The sequence below is a fragment of the Caballeronia sp. GAWG1-1 genome, from assembly GCF_023631465.1.
Classification (GTDB): domain Bacteria; phylum Pseudomonadota; class Gammaproteobacteria; order Burkholderiales; family Burkholderiaceae; genus Caballeronia.
The window spans coordinates 267700-290236 of record NZ_JALQDB010000025.1 but is presented as its reverse complement, the minus strand read 5'-3'; the positions used below and the strand labels follow the sequence as shown (position 1 = coordinate 290236).

Here is a 22537-nt window from a genome sequence, read left to right as displayed (position 1 = left end):
CTTATAGCAAGTATTGTGGAAGAAAGGCTACAGCTTCCCCTCGAAGCGTTTACCGCTAGCTGACATTTCGCTATATTCCACGCAACATAACGATGGTGTTCATCGCGCAACGGTATGTCCGACGAAACCCTTCGGCGTGAACACAACAGCCGCACAAGCGGCGCCGCTTCGCGTGGCAAATCGTCACTCGCGAACAGCAAATAACAAGGAAAGATCGATGAAGCAGAAAATCCTGGCGCTCGCCATCCTCGGGACCTTCGGCATGGCCGCGCATGCGCAAAGCAGCGTCACGCTTTACGGCCTGATCGACGCCGGTATCACCTATGCGAACAAGGTTTCGACCGGACCGAACAGCCACGACAGCCTCGTGAAATACGGCGACGGCGTTGCATCAGGCAGCCGCTGGGGTTTGCGCGGACAGGAAGACCTGGGCGGCGGGCTCAAGGCCATCTTCGTCCTGGAAAGCGGCTTCAATAGCGGCGATGGCACGCTCGGCCAAGGCGGCGCGGAATTCGGCCGGCAAGCCTTCGTCGGTCTGTCGAAGAACGATGTCGGCGCGCTGACCTTCGGTCGCCAGTATTCGTTCTCCACCGATGTCATCGGCGGCAATTACACGATGGGTAGCCAAACGCCCGCCGGCAACTACGCGTACCACATCAACGATCTGGATCAGTTGACTTCGAGCCGTATCAACAACTCGGTGAAGTTCAACAGCGCGAGCTTCTATGGCGTAACCTTCGGCGCCATGTACGGCTTTTCCAATTCGACGCAATTCGCAGGCACGCCGACCACCACGGGCGCGGGCGCGACGCAAGGTTCGTCGAGCACGTACAGCTTCGGTTTGAACTACAACCAGGGACCGTTCGGCATCGGCGCGGCGTACACCAACATCCGCTTCCCGAATGGCGCGACGCCTGCATTCAGCACGAACATCGCGAACATCGCCACGGGCGGCCTGCGCGATCTCGAAACCTATGGCGTCGGCGCGCGCTACACGTTCTCCGCGGCCACGGTCTGGGCGAACTGGACGCATACGACGTTCGAACCGCTGGTCGCGGCATCGTCGAAGTTGAACAACTACGAAATCGGCGGCAAGTACAACATCACGCCGGCGTTCAGCGCGGGTCTCGGCTATACGTTCTCGAAGCTCGACGACAACTTCGAAGGCAAATGGCATCAGATCAACGGCGCGGTGGATTACGCGTTGTCCAAGCGCACCGATGTGTATTTGCTCGGCATCTATCAGAAGGCGTCGGGCAGCAACACGGTTGCCGGCCGCAATGTGCCGGTGCAAGCGGAAATCGGCTCGTCGACGGCCTTTATCGGCCAGAGTGCCGGAGCGAACACGCAGTTCGTCACGCGTGTCGGCTTGCGGCATCGGTTCTGACCGGCTTTCGAGCCTGCCTCAAACGAAAAGCCCCGTGAATGCGGGGCTTTTTCATCAAGCAACCGGTGCGGGCACCGCCTGTCGCCGGGCGAGCAAGCCGTGTATCTGCGCGACGACCGCCGCACCCTCGCCGACCGCGGCCGCCACGCGCTTGGTCGAACTCGAGCGGACATCGCCGATGGCGAAAACGCCCTGCACGCTCGTCTCCAGCATCATCACGCCTTGCGTGCGGCCCTCGTGCGCTTCCGGCCCGGTCAGCACGAAACCCTTCTCGTCCGTGTTGACGTTGCAATTGGTCAGCCAGTCCGTGTTCGGGTCCGCGCCCGTGAAGAGAAACAGATGCCGCGATTCGAGCCGCAACGGCCCCTCCGGCGTCTTGCAGACGACGGCGCTCAACATGCGATCGTCGCCTTCGAGCGAGGCGATCTCCGTATGCGTGCGCACCGTCACGTTCGGCAAGGACGCAATGCGCTCGACCAGATAATGCGACATGCTGGCCGCGAGCCCCGCGCCGCGAATCAGCACATCCACGTGCTTTGCGTGCGAAGCGAGATACACGGCCGCCTGTCCCGCCGAGTTACCGCCGCCGACCAGCACCACTTCCGAGTTCTTGCACAACTTGGCCTCGACCGGCGACGCCCAGTAATACGTGCCATGCCCTTCGTACTTTTCGAGCCCGGCAATGGCCGGCCGCCGATACGCCGCGCCCGATGCAATCACCACCGTCTGCGTCGCCACGCACGTGCCGTTCTCGAGTTCGATCCGAATGGGCGTCGCACCGCAATGCAGCGCCTTGATGCGTGTGGGAATGGCGATATGCGCGCCGAACTTCTGCGCCTGCACGAACGCGCGTCCGGCAAGCGCTTGCCCTGAAATACCGGTCGGAAAACCGAGATAGTTTTCGATACGCGAACTCGCGCCTGCTTGTCCGCCCGGCGCGCGGCAGTCGAACACGGCAACCGACAATCCCTCCGACGCCGCATACACCGCCGTAGCGAGCCCGGCCGGTCCCGCGCCGACGATCGCGACATCGTAGACATGGCTCGGATCGAATTCCGGCAGCCAGCCGAGTTGCGTCGCCACCTGGTTCTCGGTCGGCGCGCGCAATACGGTGCCGTCCGGACAGATCACCAGCGGAAAGTCGGCTTTAGAAGCCGAGATGCGTTCGAGCAGCGCGATGGCATCGGGATCGGTACACGCGTCGATTACCGTGTGCGGATGGCCGTTGCGCCGCAAAAAACCTTGCAGCGAAACCAGACGCCCATCGTCGGACTGGCCGAGCAGCACCGGTCCGCTGCCTTTTTCGATCAAGCCGACGCGCCGCAGAATCAGCGCCCGCATGATGCGCTCGCCCAGTTCCGCTTCCGCGACGAGCAGCGCGCGCAGACGCTCGGGCGGGATCACCACGCCTTCGACATCCTCGGCGGCCATGCCATCGACGAGACACGGCTTGCCCGAAAGCTGCGCCACTTCCGCCAGAAAATTGCCCGGACCATGCTCGACAACCAGATGCACGCGGTCGAGCGCATCGCGCCGCGTCACGCGCACCGAACCGCTCAGCACGATCACCATGCCGCGCCCGAGATCGCCCGTGCGAAAGAGCCACTCGCCCTTGCGCCAGCGCGCCGCGCTGCCGAAGCGGCTCATGCGTTCGATCTCGTTCGCCGTGAGGATGGGGAACATCTGATGCATGCGCGAATTCAGCGGCGAATATGGCGCGTTTTCATCCGCTGCCGCAGGCTCGACGACGGTCGTCGACGGAACGACGTTCGGATCTTCCGACGACGGCACGCGCGCGCTCCATGCCACGACATTGGGCATATCCGCGCCGTGCTCGTTGTTCGGGGTTGTACTCATGCGCGATCTCCGTGTGGAAAACCAGCTTTATGCAAGGATGCGGAGCCCGTGGATGCCGCCGTCGCGGAAGACGCCGCAGCCGATGCGCCCGACGCCTGTTTCACGGGCCACGGGCACATTGCCGCCATCTCGGCGACTTCTTCCGGCGTGGCCGCGACGATCTGGCCGAACTCGGTCAGCTTCGCGACATCGAAGCCGGCGAGACGCCAGGCATCGAGCCCGCCCGTGAGCGGCACGACATCGTTGAAGCCCGCGTTGCGCATGGTCTTCGCCATCCACGCAGCGGACACTTCATTCGGGCACGAACAGTAGATGACGATCTTGCGCGACTTGTCGTAGTTTTCAATGATCTTCGCCAGCTCGCGTTCATCGGCGAACACGGAGCCGGGAATCGTGAACGGATCGAGCATGCGCTTTTCCGGCGAGCGGATATCGAAGATCACCGGCACGGGTTCGTCGCGCATCATCGTGTAAAGCGTGTCCACGCTGATGCGCGCTTTTTCCAGCGTCGCCATGAGCGCGCGGCGACGCCACCAGCGATACGCCACATACACCGCGAGCAGCACCGCGACGACCATGATGGCCTGCCGGCCGAGCTGCGAAATCATGGCGAAGACCATTTCCAGTTCGGCCGCGAACAGCACGCCGACCGTAAGGCCAACCGTGCCCCACAGCGCAATGCCAAGACCGTCCCAGGTAATGAAGCTGCGCAGCTTCACGCCCATGGCGCCCGCGAGCGGCACGGACACGAGCGACAAACCGGGAATGAACTTCGCCACGAGCAGAATGCGCACGCCCCACCGGCCGAAGAAGCGCTCGGTTTTCTTGACGCAGGTATCGCGCGACAGCGAGAGCTTGCAGATGGTCTTGAGCGTGCGGTCGCCGTATTTGCGGCCGCCTTGGAACCAGACGAGATCGCCGATCACTCCGCCCGCGACCGCCACGCACAGAACACCGATAAGCGGTGGCCAGAACGCCGCGCCATTCACCGCCATTAGCGCGATGGACGCGCCGACGACGATCATCGTTGGCATGGCGGGCACGGGCAGCCCGAGCGCCGCGCCCATCACATTGACGAATACGATCAACGGGCCGAATCGATCGACGAGCTGGTGGAGCAACATGGGATTCTCCGCGCAAGGGGCAGCCTGACGAGACGACGGGTTTTGCGCGTGGCGGCAGCGCGGATCGGCGCTGGAATGAGAAACGAGCAGGCTACCGCTCGTGGTTCACTGCGGTGCACGCGGCGCCGGACCGGCGTTCGTCACATTTAAGGGAGGAGTGTAGCGCGGAAAGGGGATACAAGCTTGCATCGTGCAACCTTTGAGGCGGTTGCCGGGTGCGCTGCGGGTTGGCTCGCGCGGACGCCGTGAAAACACGGCGTCCTGCCTCATTTAACCGCGTTGATCGGCGATATACGCGCGAATCACATCGGCGAAAGACTTGTCGCCCGTGAGCCCGAGTTCTTCAGCGCGCGCTGGATTCCACGCGCCCGGCCAGCTTCCCACGATCTTCTCGATGCGCGGCTCCGGCTCGAAGTCGATGCGCGCCACGACTTCATCGCCCGCGACTTCACGCAGCGCCGCGACCATCTCGTTCACGCTCACCGAAAGCCCCGGCAGATTGATCACCGGCCGAAGACCCAGCTTCGCGCGCTCGATCTCGCATCCGGCGATGAGCGCGTCCACCGCGCTTTTCGGCGAGAGCAGCCAGACGCGCGTGTCGCCATCGACGGGACATACCGAGCGCTCGCCATTGAGCGGCTCGCGGATGATGCCGCTCGCAAACGACGACGCCGCCGCATTCGGCTTGCCCGGCCGCACGCTGATGGTCGGTAGGCGCAGCACGCGGCCATCGACGAAACCGCGCCGTGAGAAATCGGACAGCAGCAATTCCGCGATGGCCTTTTGCGTTCCATACGACGATTGCGGGTTGAGCGCGGTGTCGTCCTGCACGACTTCCGGCAGCGTTCCGCCATACACCGCGACCGAACTCGTGAACACGACGCGCGGCACGTGGCCCCGCGCGCGGCACACTTCGAGCAGCGCGCGCGAGGCATCGAGATTGATCTTCATGCCGAGGTCGAAGTCGGCTTCCGCCTGGCCGCTCACGATGGCCGCGAGATGAAAAATCGCTTCCGTCTTCGTATCGATGTAGCGCTCGAGCGTGGCCTTGTCCGAGATGTCGCCGGTTTCGGCTTTGACGCGGTTGTCGTCGAGAAGCGCGGCATCGCTCGGGCGCGCGACATCGAGCAGTACGAGCTCGGTGACCGGCTTGCCGTCGAGTTCGCCTTTTTCCAGCAGACGTTTGGCGAGCTTTTGCCCGAGGAAGCCTGCGCCTCCCGTGATCAGAACCTTCATGTCGTCTCCTTTTTTATAGGTAAGGCTTGAGCCAGCCGAGGCCCGCGGACGTACCCGCTTTCGGGCGATACTCGCAGCCAATGTAGCCTTCGTAGCCCAGCGAATCGATGAGATCGAACAGATACGGGTAGTTGAGTTCGCCCAGATCCGGCTCGTGTCGATCCGGCACGCCCGCAATCTGAATATGGCCGATGCCCGCGTTCTCGCGTTTCATGTCGCGCTTGAGTTTGACCGCGATATCGCCTTCCACGATCTGACAGTGATAGATGTCGAATTGCACTTGCAGATTCGGCGCGCCGATTTCATCGCAGATAGCCTGTGCTTCGTCCTGACGATTGAGGAAGAAGCCGGGAATGTCGCGCGTGTTGATCGGCTCGATCACGACATCCACGTTCGCCGATTCCGCCTGCTTCGCTGCATACGCGAGATTTTTCAGGTAGATCGCCTTGCGCTCCTCGCGCGAATCGCCGGGCTTGATGAGTCCCGCCATGAAGTGCAGTTTCTTGTTGCCGAGCGCGGCGGTGTATTCGAGCGCCTTGTCCACGCTCTTCTTGAATTCGTCCTCGCGGCCCGGCAAGGACGCGATGCCGCGTTCGCCTGCGGCCCAGTCGCCCGGCGGCGCGTTGAAAAGCGCTTGCGTGAGGTTGTTGTCCTGCAATCGGGTTTTGATGTCCGATGCCGAGAAGTCATAGGGAAACAGGAATTCGACCGCCTTGAAACCGTCTTTCGCGGCTGCGCCGAAGCGGTCGAGGAACTCGTGTTCCGGGTACATCATCGTGAGGTTGGCTGCAAAGCGGGGCATTGCGGTTGTCTCCTTTTCAATGCGTTCGATTCCGTGTCTTGACCACTAAAGTCAGCGCGTTACTTGCTCTTGGTTGCGGTCGCCGAGTGCCGCTGCGGCGTCGTTACCGCGCGCGGCCTTCGCAACGTCGCACGGCTCTCACCAACGCGCGCCGAACGTCGTGCGCAAATCCTCGAGCGCGCTGTCGGGCAACGGCGCAGGCCTCGGCATCATCGATAAGTAAAGCTGCGCCGTCTCCTCCAGTTCCTCCAGCGCATACGACGCATGCGCCACCGACTTTTCCCACACCACCGGTCCGAGCCGCTCAAGCAAGACCGCGCGCACCGTCGATGCCAGCGCCGCCACTTCTTCCGCCACGGCCGGATCGCCCGGACGTCGATAGCGAATCAGCGGCACATGGCCGACTTTCATGACGTAGTACGGCGTGATCGGCGGCAACACGTCCTCGTTTTTCCAGACGCCCGCGAGCGTCAGCGCGACGAGATGCGTCGAATGCGTATGCACGACGCCGTGCGCATCCGCATTGTTCTCGTAGATGCGCCGATGCAGCGCCAGCGTCTTGGATGGACGTCCGCCCGACACATGCTTGCCTTCCAGATCCACCTTCGCGATATCCGCCGGATCGAGCCGGCCGAGGCACGCGTCGGTCGGCGTGATGAGCCAGCCATCGTCGAGACGCGCGCTGATATTGCCCGCGCTGCCCACGGTATAGCGACGTTCGTACAGGCTCGCGCCCGTCACGCAGATTTCCTCGCGGATACGGTTTTCGTTCGACGACATCACGCCACCCCATCCAGCGCCTTCAAGGCCTTCGCAAAGAAATCCGTCGTGCCGAAGTTGCCCGACTTGAGCGCAAGCGCGAGCGGCGCATCGTCTGCATTGGCGCCGATGGATTGCGTCGCGGGCACACCCGGATCGATCTGCGGCCCGATACGCAACGAACGCACGTCGAGCGCCTGCACGACCGCGCCCGATGTCTCGCCGCCCGCGACCACGAACTTGCGCACGCCTGCGTCGCGCAGTTGCCGCGCAATCGCGGCGAGCGCGTCTTCAACCAGCTGTCCCGCCTTCTCCACGCCCAGTTCCTTCTGCACGGCCTTTACGTCATCCGGCGAAGACGTTGCGTAGATGAGCACGGTTTCATCGCCATGACTGCGCGCGAATTCCAGCGCCTGATCGACGACCGCTTCGCCGCGCGACAGCGCCAGCGGATCGACGCGAAAACTCGGCTTCGACGCGCGCCACTCCGCGACCTGCGCATTCGTGGCCTTCGACGCGCTGCCCGCGAGCACCACCGACCTGCCTTCGATCTTCGGCAGCTCGCCCGCATCTTCCGCATGAGCAAGCAGATTCGCCGCGCGATAATTTTCCGGCAGTCCAAGCGCGATACCCGAGCCGCCCGTGATGAGCTTGAGGTCACCGAGGGCGTCGCCGAGTACGAAGAGATCGGCGTCGGAAATGGCATCCGCGATAGCCAGGCGCACGCCATCCTTCTTCAGTTCGGCGATGCGCGCGCGTACCGCATCCGCGCCCTTCATGACCGTGTCGTAGCGAATCAGGCCGACCTTCGACTTCGTTTGCCGTTGCAGCACGCGCACGAGGTTGGGATCGGTCATTGGCGTGAGCGGATGGTTCTCCATGCCCGATTCATTCAGCAGCACGTCGCCGACGAAGAGGTTGCCGCGAAAGATCGTGCGGCCGTTCTCTGGAAACGCGGGGCAGGCAATGGTGAAGTCGTCGTTCAGCGCTTCGAGCAAGGCGTCCGCGACCGGGCCGATATTGCCCTTGTCGGTGGAATCGAAGGTCGAGCAATACTTGAAGATGAACTGGCGGCAGCCTTGCGCGCGCAGCCATTCGAGCGCTTCGAGCGACTGACGCACGGCGTCCTCGGCGGGAATCGTGCGCGATTTCAGCGCGACGATCAACGCGTCGGCTTCGATCTTCGTCCCGGCTGCCGGAACGCCGATGCTTTGCACCGTGCGCATGCCGCCGCGCACGAGCATGTTGGCGAGATCGGTCGCGCCGGTGAAATCGTCTGCGATGCAGCCAAGCAAGGCCTGCGCCATTATTTCGCTCCCTTCGGGACTTCGATGCCCGGAAAAATTTTGATGACTGCGGAATCGTCCTCGCCGCCGTGTCCGGCAGTCGAGGCCATCATGAACATCTGATGCGCGGCCGCCGAAAGCGGCAGCGGAAACTTCGACGTGCGGGCCGTATCGAGCACGAGGCCCAAGTCCTTCACGAAGATATCGACGGCGGATAGCGGCGTGTAGTCGCCCGAGAGAATGTGCGGCACGCGGTTCTCGAACATCCACGAATTGCCCGCGCTGTGCGTGATGACGTCGTAGAGCGCGTCCGGGTCCACGCCTTCGCGCAGGCCGAGCGCCATGGCTTCGGCGGCGGCGGCGATATGCACGCCCGCCAGCAACTGGTTGATGATCTTTACCTTCGAGCCCGCGCCGTGCTCCTCCGACAGCCGATACACCTTGCCCGCGATGGCATCGAGCACGTCTTCGCAGGCGGCGTAGGCATCGGCGGGGCCGGAGGTCATCATCGTCATTTCGCCGGATGCCGCCTTGGCGGCGCCGCCCGATACCGGCGAGTCCAGCATCAGCACGCCGGTTGCCGCGACGCGCTTGCCGAGCTCCACCGCGAAACCCGGCGCGACCGTCGCGCAGGCGAGCACGACGCTGCCCGGTTTCATCGCCGGGACCGCGCCGTTATCGCCGAATAGAACCGCTTCGGTTTGCGCGGCGTTCACGACCAGCGTGACGACGACCTCACACTTGCCGCCCATTTCGGCCGGCGACGCGCATGCAATGCCGCCTTCGGCCGCGAACGAATCGAGCGCTTGCTGGCGGACATCGCATGCATGCACGGCGAAGCCCGCGCGCAATAGCGAGCGCGCGACGCCCAGACCCATTGCGCCCAGCCCGATGACTCCCACGTTTCTTGACATAGCGTTCTCTTGATTTTCGATGAAGCGGTTAGCAAAGGCCCGCTTCCGCCAGTCGGCGCGCGGCGTTGTAGAGATGTGTCTGAGCGGCGTTGCGCGCGGCCATGGGGTCGCCGGCGCGAATGGCCTCGGCGATGGCGGCGTGTTCCTCGCGCACTTGGCGCGAGAAGTCTTCGCGCAGCGCTTCGTTGCCGCGCGTGACGATGGTTCCGGCTTCGAGGTACTGGCTCAGAAAAGCGAGCGTCTTGAGGAAATAGGGATTGCCCGTGGCGGTCGCGATCTCGCGATGGAACGCCACGTCTTCCGCCACGCCGTTCTGGCCGGCGCGCACGGCTTCGTCGATACGAACGAGCGCGGCGTCGATGGCGGCCATTTGCTCGTCGGTGCGGCGCATCGCGGCTTCGGACGCGACTTCGGCTTCGATCGCCCGGCGCAGCGCGAGGATGTGCAGCACGGAGCCCGGCTCGACGGCCTGCGCGTAGTCGATCCGCAACGGCCGAATGCCCGCGCGCTCGACGATGAAGACGCCACTGCCTTGCCGAGGTTCAACCATGCCTTCGTTCTTCAGCCGCGAAATGGCCTCGCGGATCACCGTGCGGCTCACGCCAAACTCCTGCGCGAGCACGGCTTCGGTCGGCAGCTTGCCGGTGGCGGTGAAACTGCCCTTCTCGATCAGCTTTTGCAATTGCTGCGCGACCGTATCGCTCAGGGCGCGGGACGGGATCTTTTTGAACATGCGGATGGACGGCTCTTGTACGGTCATCGGGTCATCATACAAGTTTGCATGGCCGAGATCGTATCAGCTTTAACCCCTAGCCGGGAAGCGGCTACTGCTCCAAAGGATCGTCGATCAGCGCCAGCGCATCGCGTATTTCGGACGCGTCGCCGGGACGGACCAGCCGCGCGACTTCCTTGCCGCCTGTCATGAAAATGAGCGTCGGCCACAGCTTGACGCGAAACGAGCGGCCGAGCGGTCGGCCGCTGCCGTCCTCGATCTTCATGTGACGGATATCGCGATGTTCCTGGAACGCCTGTGCGATCAGCGGCTGCGCGGCGCGGCAGAAGCCGCACCAGTCGGTGCCGAATTCGATGACGACGGGCGCCGTCGATGCATCGAGTTCAGCGCGCTCGGGCGCGGTTTTCGCGTATTCGGTGGTCATGGTCATGGCTTCGTCCTGGCTGTCTTGTCCGGTTCGATTTCAGCAGAAAGTGCGCCCGCGTGCTTGAGCCGGCCTTTGCGGAACCGCACTTCTAGCCCGGTTCACTGCCCGATTCCCGTCAGCCCGATCAGCGCTCCGCCCGCCAGCAACCACAGCGGATGCAGTTTCGTCTTGTACGACACGACCGCCACGACAGCGGTGATCGCGACCAGCATCCACGTCTGATCGGATGCCTCGGCAATCAGCAGCGCGCTCGCCGCCACGAGGCCCGCCGTGATCGGCACGAGACCGAGTTGCACATAGCGCCGCCACGGCCGGTCCTTGAAGCGCTCCCACGCGTGCAGCGCGGCAATCGTCACGAGCGATGACGGCCCGAACTTCGCGATCGACGTGACCAGCACGCCCGGCCAGCCCGCGACATGCCAGCCGATCAGCGTGACGACCATCATGTTCGGCCCGGGCGCCGCCTGCGCCAGCGCAAAGAGCGCGGAAAAGTCGGCCTTCGTCATCCAGTCGTGTACTTGCACGACCTGCCGCTGCATCTCGGGAAGAATGGTGTTGCCGCCGCCGAATGCGAGCAGCGAGAGCTGGCTGAAGATGGCGGCGAGCGAAAGCAGATTCGCGATCATCGGCGCACCTTCCACGCAATGAGGACCGAGATCGGCGTGAGCACGAGCATCGACGGAAGCAAGGGCGTGCGCAGGAACGCGATGGCCGCGAGCATGACGAGCGCGATGACTGCCGCTTCGGGCTTCTTGCGCAGCGGCCACATGATCTTGATGGCCATCGCGATCAGCAGCCCGGCCGCCGCCGCCGCAAGCCCCGCGAACAGATGCGCGATACGAGGGTCCTGATGCGTGCGCTGATAGATCACGCCCAGCGCGATCACGATCAGCGACGGCCCGCCGATCAGCCCGAGCAGGCCCGCGAACGCGCCGGCCAGGCCACGAAAGCGCATGCCGATAGCCACCGACAGGTTGATCACGTTGCCGCCCGGCAGGAACTGGCAGAGGCCGAGGAGATCGGTGAACTCGTCGGCAGTCAGCCATTTGCGGCGTTCGACGATCTCGCGCCGCGCGAGCGGCAACGCGCCGCCGAACGCGGTGAGGCCGAGCGTGAGAAAGCCGGTGAAGATCTGCGAGACGGTGGGCGGCGCGGCGGTGTGGCCGGTGAGAGCGAGATCGGATGACATGAGGCGCGGGCGTGAACGTTCATCGGGAAAGCCGAAAGGGTACAGCGTCCCGATGTGCGCCAGAAGAGGTGTTTATCGTTGTGGGTTGATTGAAAGCGATGCGGTACGCATGGCGGTTCGCCGCTCCGAAGGCGAAGGCGAACGCGGCGGCATCGCCGTCCTCAGCCAGCCAGCCGCGCCCGCCGCGCTTCGTAAGCCTTCAGATTCGCAAACGCGATTGCCAGCACGGAAGCGCCATCCACCGACGTCTTGCGCCGCGCCAGCAAGTCGCCGACGATATGATCCGCTTCGATCCGCGCGCCGTTTTCCAGATCGCGCAGCATCGACGCCGTCATCAGCGAACTGCGGTCCGTGAAGTAACCGCGTGCACGCGTGACGAGCGCCTCGCCCGGCGAATGACCGTTATCGGCCGCGATCCCGCTGCATTCGTCGAAGAGACGACGCAACACATCATCGCCACCCGGCGCGCTCACGATGTCGCCAACGGGCGCGCGCATCAGGCACGTTCCCGTGGCGAGCGTCGCCAGGAAGACCCACTTCTCCCACATCGCCTGCAGAATGTCCTCGCTCACCTGCAGATCGAACCGCGCGTCGCTCAATTGCGCGGCGATTGTGTCGATGCGCGCCGAACGCCCGCCCGCGCGCTCGCCGATGGTCATCGACTGCATCTCGTTCAGATGGAGCACTTCGCCTTCAGCGCCGAGCGTCGCGCCTATCACGCACTGCCCGCCGAGCACTTTTGCCGTGCCGAAGCGCGCATCGAGCACGTCGAGATGGCCCATGCCGTTCAGAAGCGGCAGGATCGCGGTGTCCGGTCCGACCGCGGGCGCGAACGAATCGATGGCGTTGGCCAGGTCATAAGCCTTGCAGCTCAGGATGACGAGATCGAACGGCTTATCGATGTCCCTTGCCAGCACGAGCGGCGGCGCGTCGAAATGGAGATCGCCGGCCGGACTTTTCACCACGAGGCCACTCTCGCGCAGCTTTTGCGCGCGGCGTTCGCGCACCAGAAAGGTCACGTCCCTGCCTGCTTCGAGTAACCGCGCGCCGAAGTATCCGCCGATGGCGCCCGCGCCCACTACCAGAATCCGCATGTCACGCTCCGTGTCGTTGATGGTGCTCGTGTTCGTGATCGTTCTTCACGCCTGCCAGACGCCATAACCCGCCTCGCGCAAGCCGATTGCAAGTTCCACTTCCATCTCGCGCGCGCCCTCGTAGGGCATCGGGTTGTACATCTCATACAGTTGCGGCAAGAGCCGCAAGCCGAAATCGCGCACGAAGCGGTTCGACTGAATGCCCGCCTTGTGCTTGTCGAAGCGTACGTCGGGATCGATTCCCGTCATGCCGACATAGACGAACGGCTTGCCCAACACGTAATCCGGATTCGCACGACGAAAGCGCGCCTCGTTCCAGACTGCGTCCGCCAGCTCGACTACGTAGACCGAATAATGATGCGCTCGCGCGCGCCGGGCCTGCGCCATGAATGAATTGCCTCGCGGCGTGCTCGTTGGGCTGGTCATTCTATGACGACGCCACGTGCGCTGCCCGAACGCCATGCCGAGAGCGCGCTTTCCCTGCCGGATGGCGCTCAAAGTGGTAAATTCGGGTCGGTCTGCGTTCGCGTCAGCGGCCGCGCCGCCGGTAGAATTCCGGCCGCGCCGCAGCGCGTCGCACCGGGCCTTCAGCCGGCCCCGGCGCGAACCGCGCGTGAAGACGATCTCTTCATCGTGCGAACGCCGCATTTATCGATACGTTTCATCCCCGAAGCCTTGCGCCACGAGCCGCGGGCTTCGGCCATCCGGAGATCAAGCAATGAGCAAGCAAGCTATCGGCGTAGTGGGCCTCGCCGTCATGGGCCGCAACCTGGCCTTGAATATCGAGAGCCGCGGCCACGCCGTTTCGGTCTACAACCGCAGCCGCGAAAAAACCGATGAACTGATTGCCGAACATCCCGACAAGAAGCTCGTGCCCGCGTACACGCTCGAAGAGTTCGTCCAGTCGCTCGAAACTCCGCGCCGCATTCTGTTGATGGTCAAGGCCGGTGCCGGCACGGATGCCACCATCGACGCGCTGCGTCCGCTGCTGGACAAGGGCGACATTCTCATCGACGGCGGCAATACGCATTTCACCGATACCATTCGCCGCAATCAGGACCTCGCGAAGTCGGGGCTGCATTTCATCGGCACGGGCGTGTCGGGCGGTGAGGAAGGCGCGCTCAAGGGCCCGTCGATCATGCCGGGCGGCCAGAAAGAAGCCTACGAACTCGTCGCACCGATCCTCACCGAGATCGCCGCGAAGGCGCCGGACGGCGAACCGTGCGTCGCGTACATGGGCCCGGACGGCGCGGGTCACTTCGTGAAGATGGTGCACAACGGCATCGAGTATGGCGACATGCAATTGATCGCCGAAAGCTACGACGTGCTGAAGCGCGTGGCGGGTCTGTCGAACGAAGAACTCGGCAAGGTGTATGTCGAGTGGAATCAGGGCGAGCTGGACAGCTACCTGATCGAAATCACGTCGAAGATTTTCTCGAAGAAAGACGACGAAACCGGCAAGGATCTCGTCGATGTCATTCTGGATCGCGCGGCGCAGAAAGGCACGGGCAAGTGGACGAGCCAGAACGCGCTCGATCTCGGCGCACCGTTGCCGCTGATTACCGAAGCGGTGTTCGCGCGTGTTTTGTCGTCGCTGAAGGATCAGCGCGTGAAGGCGAGCAAGGTCCTCACCGGTCCGTCGCCGAAGTTCGACGGCGACCGTGAGGCATTTATCGAATCGGTGCGGCGTGCGCTGTATCTGAGCAAGATCGTTTCCTACGCGCAGGGCTTTGCGCAGTTGCGCGCGGCATCGGACGAATACGACTGGAACTTGCAGTACGGCACCATCGCCAAGATTTTCCGGGCGGGTTGCATTATCCGCGCGCGCTTCCTGCAGAAGATCACGGACGCATATGAGAAGGACGCGGGGCTAGCCAATTTGCTGCTCGATCCGTATTTCAGCGATATCGCCGCGAAGTACCAGGACGCATTGCGCGATGTTGTCGTGGCGGCGGTGAAGGCGGGCGTGCCGGTGCCGGCGTTTTCATCGGCGGTGGCGTACTTCGACAGCTACCGGTCGGAAACACTGCCTGCGAATCTCGTGCAGGCGCAGCGGGACTTTTTCGGTGCGCATACGTTCGAGCGCACCGATAAGCCGGGAAGCTTTCACGCTAACTGGGCTTGAGGGTGCTGGTTTGAGTTGAAGCGGGGCGGCTCTTTTGGAGCCGCCTTTTTTTTCGATGGTTCAGGCCGCACGCGCCCAGCCAAAAGAAATTCGAAGCTCGCGCAAGATGTCGAACGTGTCGCGAATCGGCACGCCGAAATTGACGCAGACATTCGGAATCTTTACTTTGGTCGTGTGCTCGTGGAAACGTTCGTGAGTCGCAACGCCGCAACCCATCGTTCGGGCTTTCGCAATGAGCCACGGGTCCGCACCGCCAAGGAACTGATCTCTGCTCGGCCGGGTGTATCGGTCAATTGATTCGATATGCTGAACGATTTCGATAAAAGAAGATTGGGTTTCTTCGTCTGTCACATCCACGAACCAACCGGTTCCGCGCCGCGCCTCGATCCACTCCGCAAGACTGTCTCCCTTGCCCGCGAGTTCGTCGTAGACTTCGCCGACGCTCGCAATCAGCCCCTTCGCATTCGCGTCGTCCAGCCAATCCCAGAAGCCGGGGCAAATATCGCTTGCATAATACCGATTCTGCGCCTCGACAAAAATGTTGCTGTCCAACAGATACATGCTTACTTTTCCCCGTACACACTGTCCGCGAGTTGTCTGAGCTTTGCAGGACTGATTCCAAGCATGCTGCCTGCGTCGCGCAGCAGCATGCGGCCTTCGAGAGCCGATTCCAGTACCGCCTTCGTGAGTAACTTGCTGTTTCTGACCGCCAGCGTCTTGTAGGCATTGCCGCCGCGAGTCCTGCGCGCTCCGGCCGCGGCCCAGTCTCGACGTTCGGATTCGTAGAAGCGGCTGAATTCGTCCCACGTCGCGAAGCGCAGTTCGACCGCGCGACGACCGATCACGATTCCGCTTACCTTGAACATTCGCGCGAGCTCGCGCACTTGCGCTGCGAAGTCCTGACGCGGCGTCCAGCGGCCGCGAAGCTCCTCGGCGGGAACGAGGAATTCGGCCGCGGCAGCGTTGCATTGACGTTCGATGTCGCTATCGCGCGCCGCGACGTCCCCGAGCCGCTCGTTGGATATACCGCTCGCCCCGAGCCAGATATGAGCCAGTTCGTGTATCACCGTGAAGATCTGGGCGGCCTTTGCGTCCCTCGCATTCAGGAAGATGACGGGCGCAAGTTCATCGGCAATGGCGAAGCCACGAAACTCATCGACCGAAAGCGGACGATGCGTATTGTTCCCGACGATTCCCGAACGCATGACGAGAACGCCCGCCGCCTCGATGCGCCCGATCAACAAGCGCAAGTAGTCTTCCCAGTTGCCGCTTTCGGCGCGATCCTGCGCGGTTATCTTGAGCGCGCGTTTCATATTGGCCGCGACGGTGGTGGCGGCGCTGTGCATGTCGAGCCGTCCGGGAAAATCTAGCGATGGCTCGCCCTGCTGCTGCCGGTATTCCCTGAACCACGCTTGCTTCCTCAAGACGTCGTTTAGCAACTCGCGGAAATTCGTGCTGAGCGGCTTGACCGGACCATCGCCGACAGTCCGGAAATCTGCAATGGGCAGGGGTTCTTCAGGCGGCTCGGCAAGATAGAGGTAGCCAAAGGGTATATGCGTAAGCTCCGCAATCCGCTTGGCCTGCCTGAAGGTAGGCATTCGCACGCCGGCTTCCCACGAAGAGACGCGTGCAGCCGGTGTTCCCAGCTTGTCGGCCAGTGCAGGCGCGTCGATACCCGAACGCTCGAGCGCCCAGGAAAGTATCGCGGGATTGATTCGTGCCTCGGTCATTACAGGGAGTGTCGCTGCCACCTGCTGCCACCTCGATTGCGTCAAACGATGCTCAAGGTCCGGCCGCTAAGGAAACGCCTTGATCGTCATTCAGGAATGAATGACAAGAGCCTACCATTGGAAATAGCACTGTGTCGTTGACTTGAAGCAGGCACACCGCTTCAGTCAGATACCTCCACCCAAGCCCCATCCCTCCCACTACTCCTCAACACCGCCTCCACGAACCTCAACCCCGCGACGCCATCGTCGACCGTGGTCAACCAGTCATCCCCCTGCGTCGTCCCGCTAGCGATACACGCCGCCGCATCCGTATAAAGCTGCGCGAAAGCCTCCAGATACCCTTCCGGATGCCCCGCCGGAACCCGCGTCGCGTGCAGCGCCTCGGCGCTTTGCACGCGTCCGCGCGTGATTCGCTGCGACGCGCCGCCCACCGGCGTGAACCACAATTCGTTCGGCTCCTGCTGATCGAACATTAAACCGGCCTTCGTGCCATAAACGCGCAGGCGCAACGCGTTCTCTTCGCCCGCCGCGACCTGGCTCGCCCACAACATGCCGCGCGCGCCGTTCGCGTAGCGCAGCATCGCTTGCACGTGATCGTCGATACGCCGCCCCGCCACGAACGTCGTCACTTCCGCCGCCAATTCCGACGGCCGCATCCCCGTCACGTAGTCGGCAAGCTGATACGCGTGCGTGCCGATATCGCCGAGGCATCCCGCCGGCCCCGCGAGCGCGGGATCGGTGCGCCACACGGCCTGACGGTTCGCCTGCGTTTCCACCGGCAACGAAAGCCAGTCCTGCGCATATTCGACCTGCACCACGCGGATATCGCCGAGCAATCCCTGCCGCACCATGCCGCGCGCATGCCGCACGAGCGGATAGCCCGTGTACGTGTATGTCACCGCGAACACCAGCCCCTTGTCGCGCGCGAGCTTTTGCAGCGCCTCGCCTTCGGCCAGCGATACCGCGAGCGGCTTGTCGCAGATCACGTGGATGCCGGCTTCGAGAAACGCCGTGGCAATGGGCGCATGCAGATGATTCGGCGTGACGATAGCCACCGCTTCCACGCCGTCCGAACGCCCCGCCTCGACGCGCGCCATTTCGCGATAATCGCCATAGCTGCGCGGCAAACCGATTGCCGATGCGCTCGCCGCCGCGCGCTGCGGGTCAGATGACAACGCGCCCGCCACCAACTCATAACGGTCGTCGAGCCGCGCCGCGATCCGGTGCACCGCGCCGATAAACGCGCCCTCGCCGCCGCCGACCATGCCCAGCCGCACGCGCTTCATCGCGTTTCTCCCATGCCGAGCACGCCGCGCAACTGCTCGCGGTTCGCGCCGCTGCCCGCGAAGTCGTCGAAGGCGCGTTCGGCCACGCGGATGATGTGATCGCGGATAAACACCGCGCCTTCGCGCGCGCCGTCTTCCGGATGCTTCAACGCGCATTCCCATTCGAGCACGGCCCAGCCTGGGAAATCGTATTGCGCCATCTTCGAGAAGATCGCCTTGAAGTCAATCTGCCCGTCGCCTAACGAGCGAAAGCGCCCGGCGCGCTCGACCCATCCCGAATATCCGCCGTACACGCCTTGGCGGCCATTCGGCCGGAACTCCGCGTCCTTCACATGAAAAGCCTTGATGCGCGCGTGATAGATGTCGATGAACGCCAGATAATCGAGTTGCTGCAAAACGAAATGACTCGGATCGAACAGGATATTCGCGCGCGGATGGTCATCCACCGCCGCGAGAAAGCGCTCGAAGGTCACGCCATCGTGCAGGTCTTCGCCGGGGTGCAGTTCGTAACACACGTCGACGCCCGCGTGCTCGAACTCATCGAGAATCGGTCGCCAGCGCGCGGCAAGTTCCTCGAATGCGGCTTCGACGAGACCCGCCGGACGCTGCGGCCACGGATAGAAATACGGCCACGCGAGCGCGCCCGAAAAGGTCACATGCGCGGCGAGCCCGAGCCGTTTCGATGCCGCCGCCGCGTACTTCAATTGCCCGGTCGCCCATTCGGTGCGCGCGGCCGGATTGCCTCGCACATGGGGCGCGGCGAAGCCATCGAACAAGGTGTCGTAGGCCGGATGCACCGCGACCAGTTGCCCTTGCAGATGCGTCGACAGTTCGGTGATCGCGACGCCCGCATCCTCGACGGTGCGGCGAATGTCGTCGCAATACGCATCGCTGGATGCGGCCTTCTCCAGATCGATCAGACGCGGATCCGCCGGCACCTGAATGCCCGCGTAGCCGAGTCCTTTCGCCCACGACGCGAGATGCGCGAGCGAGTCGAACGGCACGTCGTCGCCCATGAATTGCGCGAGAAAGATCGCGGGGCCCTTGATGGTCTTCATCTTTCGCCTCGATATTTGAACAACGCGAAGGGCCGGTCGAAACCGGCCCGCCACTCAGAACGGCGAGTTCGGGTAATAGAACTGCTTGGCGTTCTCCTTCGTGATGAGCACCGAGGGAATGATCGTGGTCGGCGGCAGCTTGTCGCCCTTCAGGCGCGCTTCGGCGGTGAGCTTGATCGCGTCGTAGATGAACTTCGGCGAGTACGAGACGTCGGCCTTTACGAGCTTGTCGCCATCCATGATGCGCTTGACCGCTTCCTTCGATCCCGCGCCGCCGAACACTTCCTTGATATCGGTGCGCTTTGCCTGCTCGATCGCCTTCAGTACGCCGATCATCATGTCGTCGTCGGCGGCCCACACGGCGTCGATGTGCTTGAAGCGCGTGAGATAGTCCTGCATGGTCTTGAAGGCGTCGTCGCGATTCCAGTTGGCGTATTTCGCATCGAGAATCTTCATGTCCGGATGCTGCTTGATCACGCCTTCGAACGCGGCCCAGCGTTCGTTGTCGAGGGTCGTCGGAATGCCGCGCAACGCGACGATATCGCCCTTGTTGTCCAGCGTCTTCGCGAGATACTCGGCAGGTAGCTTGCCGAACGCAGTGTTGTCGCCGGCGACGTACGCGTCCTGCGCGCTGGTGTCGGTCAAGCCGCGATCCACGACCGTCACGTACACGCCTTTCTTCTTCACCTGCGCGACCGGCTGCGTGAGCGACGCCGATTCGAACGGGAAAATCACGAGCGCATTGATCTTGTTGACCGTCACGAGATCCTGCAACTGGTTGGCCTGTTCGGGCGCGCCGGCCGCCGTCTTCACGATCACCTTGAGGTCGGGATGCGCCTTCTCCAGTTCCTTCTTCGCTTCGTTGGCCCACCAGACGATACCGCCCGTGAAGCCGTGCGTCGCGGTCGGAATGGCGACGCCGAGCACGACTTTATCGGCGGCGGATACGGACGTGGAAACGGCGAACGCGCTCGCCGTCAAGGTAAGCGCGGCGAGCGCGCGAAGCACGAGTTTCATGACGATGTCTCCTGTGTTTTAGATACTTCTATCGACGTCCACGCTGCAGGAAGGCCACGAAAATGATCACGGCGCCCTGCACCGCCGCATTCAGATACACGCTGATGATGCTCGTCAGGTTCAAGATGTTGTTGATGACCGAAAGCAGAATCGCGCCGATGACCGTGCCGATCACGCGCCCTTCGCCGCCTCTGAGCGCGGTGCCGCCCACCACCACGGCCGCGATGGCTTCGAGCTCCCATAAGAGGCCGGTGGTCGGCGTGGCCGAACCGAGCCGCGGCACGTAGAGCACGGTCGCGACCGCGACGCACAGTCCAAGCAGCACGTAGGTCGCGATCTTCACCTGATCCACGCGAATGGCCGCATAACGCGCAACCTGTTCGTTCGAGCCGATAGCCTGCACGTGACGCCCGAACACCGTGCGATTGAGCACGATAGCGCCGCCCGCCGCGACGATCAGGAACACCCAGATCGGCACGGGCACGCCGAAGAGACTCGCGTAATAGACCGGGCCGTAGAGATCGACGAGCGAATTGTCGAGCGTGAGCGCGCCGCCATCCGCGAGCCATGTCAGAAGCGCGCGAAACACGCCGAGCGTTCCCAGCGTGACGATGAACGGCTCGATGCGCCCCTTGGTCACGAGCAAGCCATGCGCGAGCCCGAACAACGCACCGAGCACGAGCGCCAGCACGATGCCGAGCGCGAGAATCGCGAGCGGCGGCACGGCATGTCCGCGCACGCCCTGCAGCAGCCCGTTCATCATGTAGATCATGCTGCCCGCGATGAGCGCGGCCATTGACCCGACCGACAGATCGATCCCGCCCGAGATGATGACGAAGGTCATCCCCACCGCGATGATGCCGATGAACGATGTGCGCGTGAGCACGTTCATGGCGTTGTCGAAAGTGGCGAAGTCGCCGTTGAGCATGGTTCCGCCGACGCAAAGCGCGATCAGCCCGATCAGCGGCCCGACGCCGAACAGTATGCGTGAGTAGGCGGCGAGGCGGCTTTCCTGCGCGGTGTCTTCAGTGTGTGCCGGTCGCATGCGCGATCAACCTCTCTTCGGTCAGGAGTTCCATGCCGAGCGTCGCGACGAGCTCGCCCGCGCGCATCACCGCGACGCGATGACAAAGCCCGATGAGTTCGATCAGCTCGGAAGAGATCACGATCACCGCGCGGCCTTCGGCGGCCAGGCGATGAATCAGGAAATAGATGTCGCGTTTGGCGCCGACATCGACGCCGCGCGTCGGTTCGTCGAGCACGATCACGCGCGGATCGGGATGCAGGAACTTGGCGAGCGCGAGCTTCTGCTGATTGCCGCCCGAGAGCATGCGCGCGCGGCTCTTCGCATTGCCCGTGCGTATGCCGAAGTCCTTCACGGCGACTTCGAGCGCCACGCGTTCCGCGTGCATGTCGACGAGCGGATGCGCGTAGCGTTCCAGCGTCATCATCGTGAGATTGTCTTTCAACGCCATGTCGACATGCAGGCCGCGTCCCTTGCGGTCTTCGCTCAAGTAAGTGATGCCGTGACGCATGGCGTCGCGCGGGCTTTTGAGCTTCACGGTGCCATTTTTAATCGCGATGGTTCCCGCGCTCAGCGGCCGCAAACCCACGAGCGCTTCGAAGAGTTCCGTGCGTCCCGCGCCGACGAGACCCGCGAAGCCGAACACTTCGCCCGCGCGCACCGAGAAGCTCACGCCTTCCGCCCAGCCCGGCACCGACGCTTGATCGACCTTGAAGGCGACGGGCGCATCGGCGGCGAGCGGCGGCTTGTCCGGGAACATGTCAGAGACTTCGCGGCCGACCATCAGGTTCGCCATTTGATGACGCGTGATTTCATCGGTCGGCGAGCGCGCGACGAAGCGGCCATCGCGCATGACGATCACTTCGTCGGTCACGCGCTCCACTTCGTCGAGCTTGTGCGAGATATAGACGATGGTCACGCCCGCTTCCTTCAGCCGTGCCATCAGCGCAAAAAGACGCTGCGTTTCCGAAGGCGTGAGCGTCGCGGTGGGCTCGTCCATGATGAGCAGGCGCGCATTGCGCAGCATCGCCTTGGCAATCTCGACCAACTGCTTTTCCGCGACGATCAAGTCGCGCACGCGCGTGTCCGGGTTCTTGTGCAGGCCGACTTCGGTGAGCGCGTCGCGGGCGGCATCGCGCATGGCCGGTTCATCGAGAAAGAAGCCGCGCCGCAACTCGTGCCCGAGAAACATGTTCTGCGTGATGCTGAGATGATCCGCGAGGTTCAGTTCCTGGTGGATCAGCACGATGCCGGCATGTTCCGCTTCACGCGAACTTCTGAAGTCGGCTCGTCTTCCGTCGATCACCATCTCGCCTGCGTTGGCGCGCTCGTAGCCAGCGAGGATTTTCATGAGCGTGGACTTGCCCGCGCCGTTTTCGCCAAGCAAGCCGTGGATGCGTCCCGGCTTCAGATCGAAGCTCACGCCGTGCAGCACGCGCACCGGCCCGAACTGTTTTTCGATTCCCTCGAAGCGCACGGCAAGGCTCAT

General features: G+C 63.2%; 22 protein-coding genes. 2 read left to right on the top strand and 20 right to left on the bottom strand.

Going from position 1 to position 22537, the window contains the following annotated elements:
• Positions 1-217 precede the first annotated feature (217 nt).
• Positions 218-1387: a porin gene (locus tag NCT03_RS15755; protein WP_244829090.1), complete on the top strand. Its 1170-nt coding sequence runs from the start codon at positions 218-220 to the stop codon at positions 1385-1387.
• 54 nt (positions 1388-1441) lie between these two features.
• Here NCT03_RS15755 and NCT03_RS15750 read toward each other — a convergent pair whose 3' ends face one another.
• The 13 genes from NCT03_RS15750 to NCT03_RS15690 form a co-directional block, all read right to left on the bottom strand.
• Complete coding sequence (locus NCT03_RS15750; protein WP_250493079.1) at positions 1442-3244, bottom strand: FAD-dependent oxidoreductase; 1803 nt, start codon at positions 3242-3244, stop codon at positions 1442-1444.
• Positions 3241-4365, bottom strand: a complete 1125-nt coding sequence (locus NCT03_RS15745) for a DedA family protein/thiosulfate sulfurtransferase GlpE (protein WP_502800377.1) — start codon at positions 4363-4365, stop codon at positions 3241-3243. Before NCT03_RS15745 ends, NCT03_RS15750 begins: the two co-directional genes overlap by 4 nt.
• Positions 4366-4638: 273 nt before the next feature.
• Complete coding sequence (gene denD / locus NCT03_RS15740) at positions 4639-5604, bottom strand: D-erythronate dehydrogenase (RefSeq protein ID WP_250493077.1); 966 nt, start codon at positions 5602-5604, stop codon at positions 4639-4641.
• 13 nt (positions 5605-5617) lie between these two features.
• Positions 5618-6406: a 2-oxo-tetronate isomerase gene (otnI, locus tag NCT03_RS15735; RefSeq protein ID WP_250493076.1), complete on the bottom strand. Its 789-nt coding sequence runs from the start codon at positions 6404-6406 to the stop codon at positions 5618-5620.
• A gap of 138 nt (positions 6407-6544) precedes the next feature.
• Positions 6545-7186: a 3-oxo-tetronate 4-phosphate decarboxylase gene (otnC, locus tag NCT03_RS15730; RefSeq protein WP_250493075.1), complete on the bottom strand. Its 642-nt coding sequence runs from the start codon at positions 7184-7186 to the stop codon at positions 6545-6547.
• On the bottom strand, positions 7186-8472 hold the full coding sequence (gene otnK / locus NCT03_RS15725; RefSeq protein ID WP_250466459.1) for a 3-oxo-tetronate kinase: 1287 nt from the start codon (positions 8470-8472) through the stop codon (positions 7186-7188). The genes otnC and otnK overlap by 1 nt, the downstream gene beginning before the upstream one ends.
• Complete coding sequence (ltnD, locus tag NCT03_RS15720; protein ID WP_250493074.1) at positions 8472-9365, bottom strand: L-threonate dehydrogenase; 894 nt, start codon at positions 9363-9365, stop codon at positions 8472-8474. The genes otnK and ltnD overlap by 1 nt, the downstream gene beginning before the upstream one ends.
• 28 nt (positions 9366-9393) lie before the next feature.
• Complete coding sequence (locus NCT03_RS15715) at positions 9394-10098, bottom strand: FadR/GntR family transcriptional regulator (RefSeq protein WP_250493073.1); 705 nt, start codon at positions 10096-10098, stop codon at positions 9394-9396.
• A gap of 91 nt (positions 10099-10189) precedes the next feature.
• Positions 10190-10528, bottom strand: a complete 339-nt coding sequence (locus tag NCT03_RS15710; RefSeq protein ID WP_244829083.1) for a thioredoxin family protein — start codon at positions 10526-10528, stop codon at positions 10190-10192.
• A 95-nt stretch (positions 10529-10623) separates the two neighbouring features.
• On the bottom strand, positions 10624-11151 hold the full coding sequence (locus NCT03_RS15705; protein ID WP_250493072.1) for a chromate transporter: 528 nt from the start codon (positions 11149-11151) through the stop codon (positions 10624-10626).
• Entirely contained in the window at positions 11148-11714 is a 567-nt protein-coding gene (locus NCT03_RS15700; RefSeq protein WP_250493071.1) for a chromate transporter, read from the bottom strand. The genes NCT03_RS15705 and NCT03_RS15700 overlap by 4 nt, the downstream gene beginning before the upstream one ends.
• A 161-nt stretch (positions 11715-11875) precedes the next feature.
• Positions 11876-12808, bottom strand: a complete 933-nt coding sequence (gene panE / locus NCT03_RS15695; RefSeq protein ID WP_250493070.1) for a 2-dehydropantoate 2-reductase — start codon at positions 12806-12808, stop codon at positions 11876-11878.
• A 45-nt stretch (positions 12809-12853) separates the two neighbouring features.
• Positions 12854-13195: a hypothetical protein gene (locus NCT03_RS15690; protein WP_250493069.1), complete on the bottom strand. Its 342-nt coding sequence runs from the start codon at positions 13193-13195 to the stop codon at positions 12854-12856.
• Between the two features lie 331 nt (positions 13196-13526).
• On the opposite strand from NCT03_RS15690, the gene gnd reads away from it, so the two are divergent.
• Positions 13527-14933 carry an NADP-dependent phosphogluconate dehydrogenase gene (gene gnd / locus NCT03_RS15685; protein WP_244829078.1) on the top strand — a complete coding sequence of 469 codons (1407 nt, stop codon included), beginning with the start codon at positions 13527-13529 and terminating at the stop codon, positions 14931-14933.
• A 60-nt stretch (positions 14934-14993) separates the two neighbouring features.
• Here the strand turns inward: gnd and NCT03_RS15680 are convergent, their stop codons facing one another.
• The 7 genes from NCT03_RS15680 to NCT03_RS15650 all read right to left on the bottom strand — a co-directional run bounded on the left by NCT03_RS15680 (position 14994) and on the right by NCT03_RS15650 (position 22537).
• Positions 14994-15494, bottom strand: coding sequence for a DUF4411 family protein (locus NCT03_RS15680; protein ID WP_250493068.1), 501 nt, complete (start codon positions 15492-15494; stop codon positions 14994-14996).
• 2 nt (positions 15495-15496) lie between these two features.
• Entirely contained in the window at positions 15497-16663 is a 1167-nt protein-coding gene (locus tag NCT03_RS15675) for an XRE family transcriptional regulator (protein WP_250493067.1), read from the bottom strand.
• Positions 16664-16824: 161 nt separating this feature from the next.
• Complete coding sequence (locus tag NCT03_RS15670; RefSeq protein WP_250493066.1) at positions 16825-17949, bottom strand: Gfo/Idh/MocA family protein; 1125 nt, start codon at positions 17947-17949, stop codon at positions 16825-16827.
• Positions 17946-19007, bottom strand: coding sequence for a sugar phosphate isomerase/epimerase family protein (locus tag NCT03_RS15665; RefSeq protein ID WP_244829074.1), 1062 nt, complete (start codon positions 19005-19007; stop codon positions 17946-17948). The genes NCT03_RS15670 and NCT03_RS15665 overlap by 4 nt, the downstream gene beginning before the upstream one ends.
• A gap of 54 nt (positions 19008-19061) precedes the next feature.
• Positions 19062-20024, bottom strand: coding sequence for a substrate-binding domain-containing protein (locus tag NCT03_RS15660; RefSeq protein ID WP_244829073.1), 963 nt, complete (start codon positions 20022-20024; stop codon positions 19062-19064).
• Positions 20025-20052: 28 nt separating this feature from the next.
• Positions 20053-21069, bottom strand: coding sequence for an ABC transporter permease (locus NCT03_RS15655; RefSeq protein WP_244829072.1), 1017 nt, complete (start codon positions 21067-21069; stop codon positions 20053-20055).
• Positions 21050-22537 carry a sugar ABC transporter ATP-binding protein gene (locus NCT03_RS15650; RefSeq protein WP_250493065.1) on the bottom strand — a complete coding sequence of 496 codons (1488 nt, stop codon included), beginning with the start codon at positions 22535-22537 and terminating at the stop codon, positions 21050-21052. Before NCT03_RS15650 ends, NCT03_RS15655 begins: the two co-directional genes overlap by 20 nt.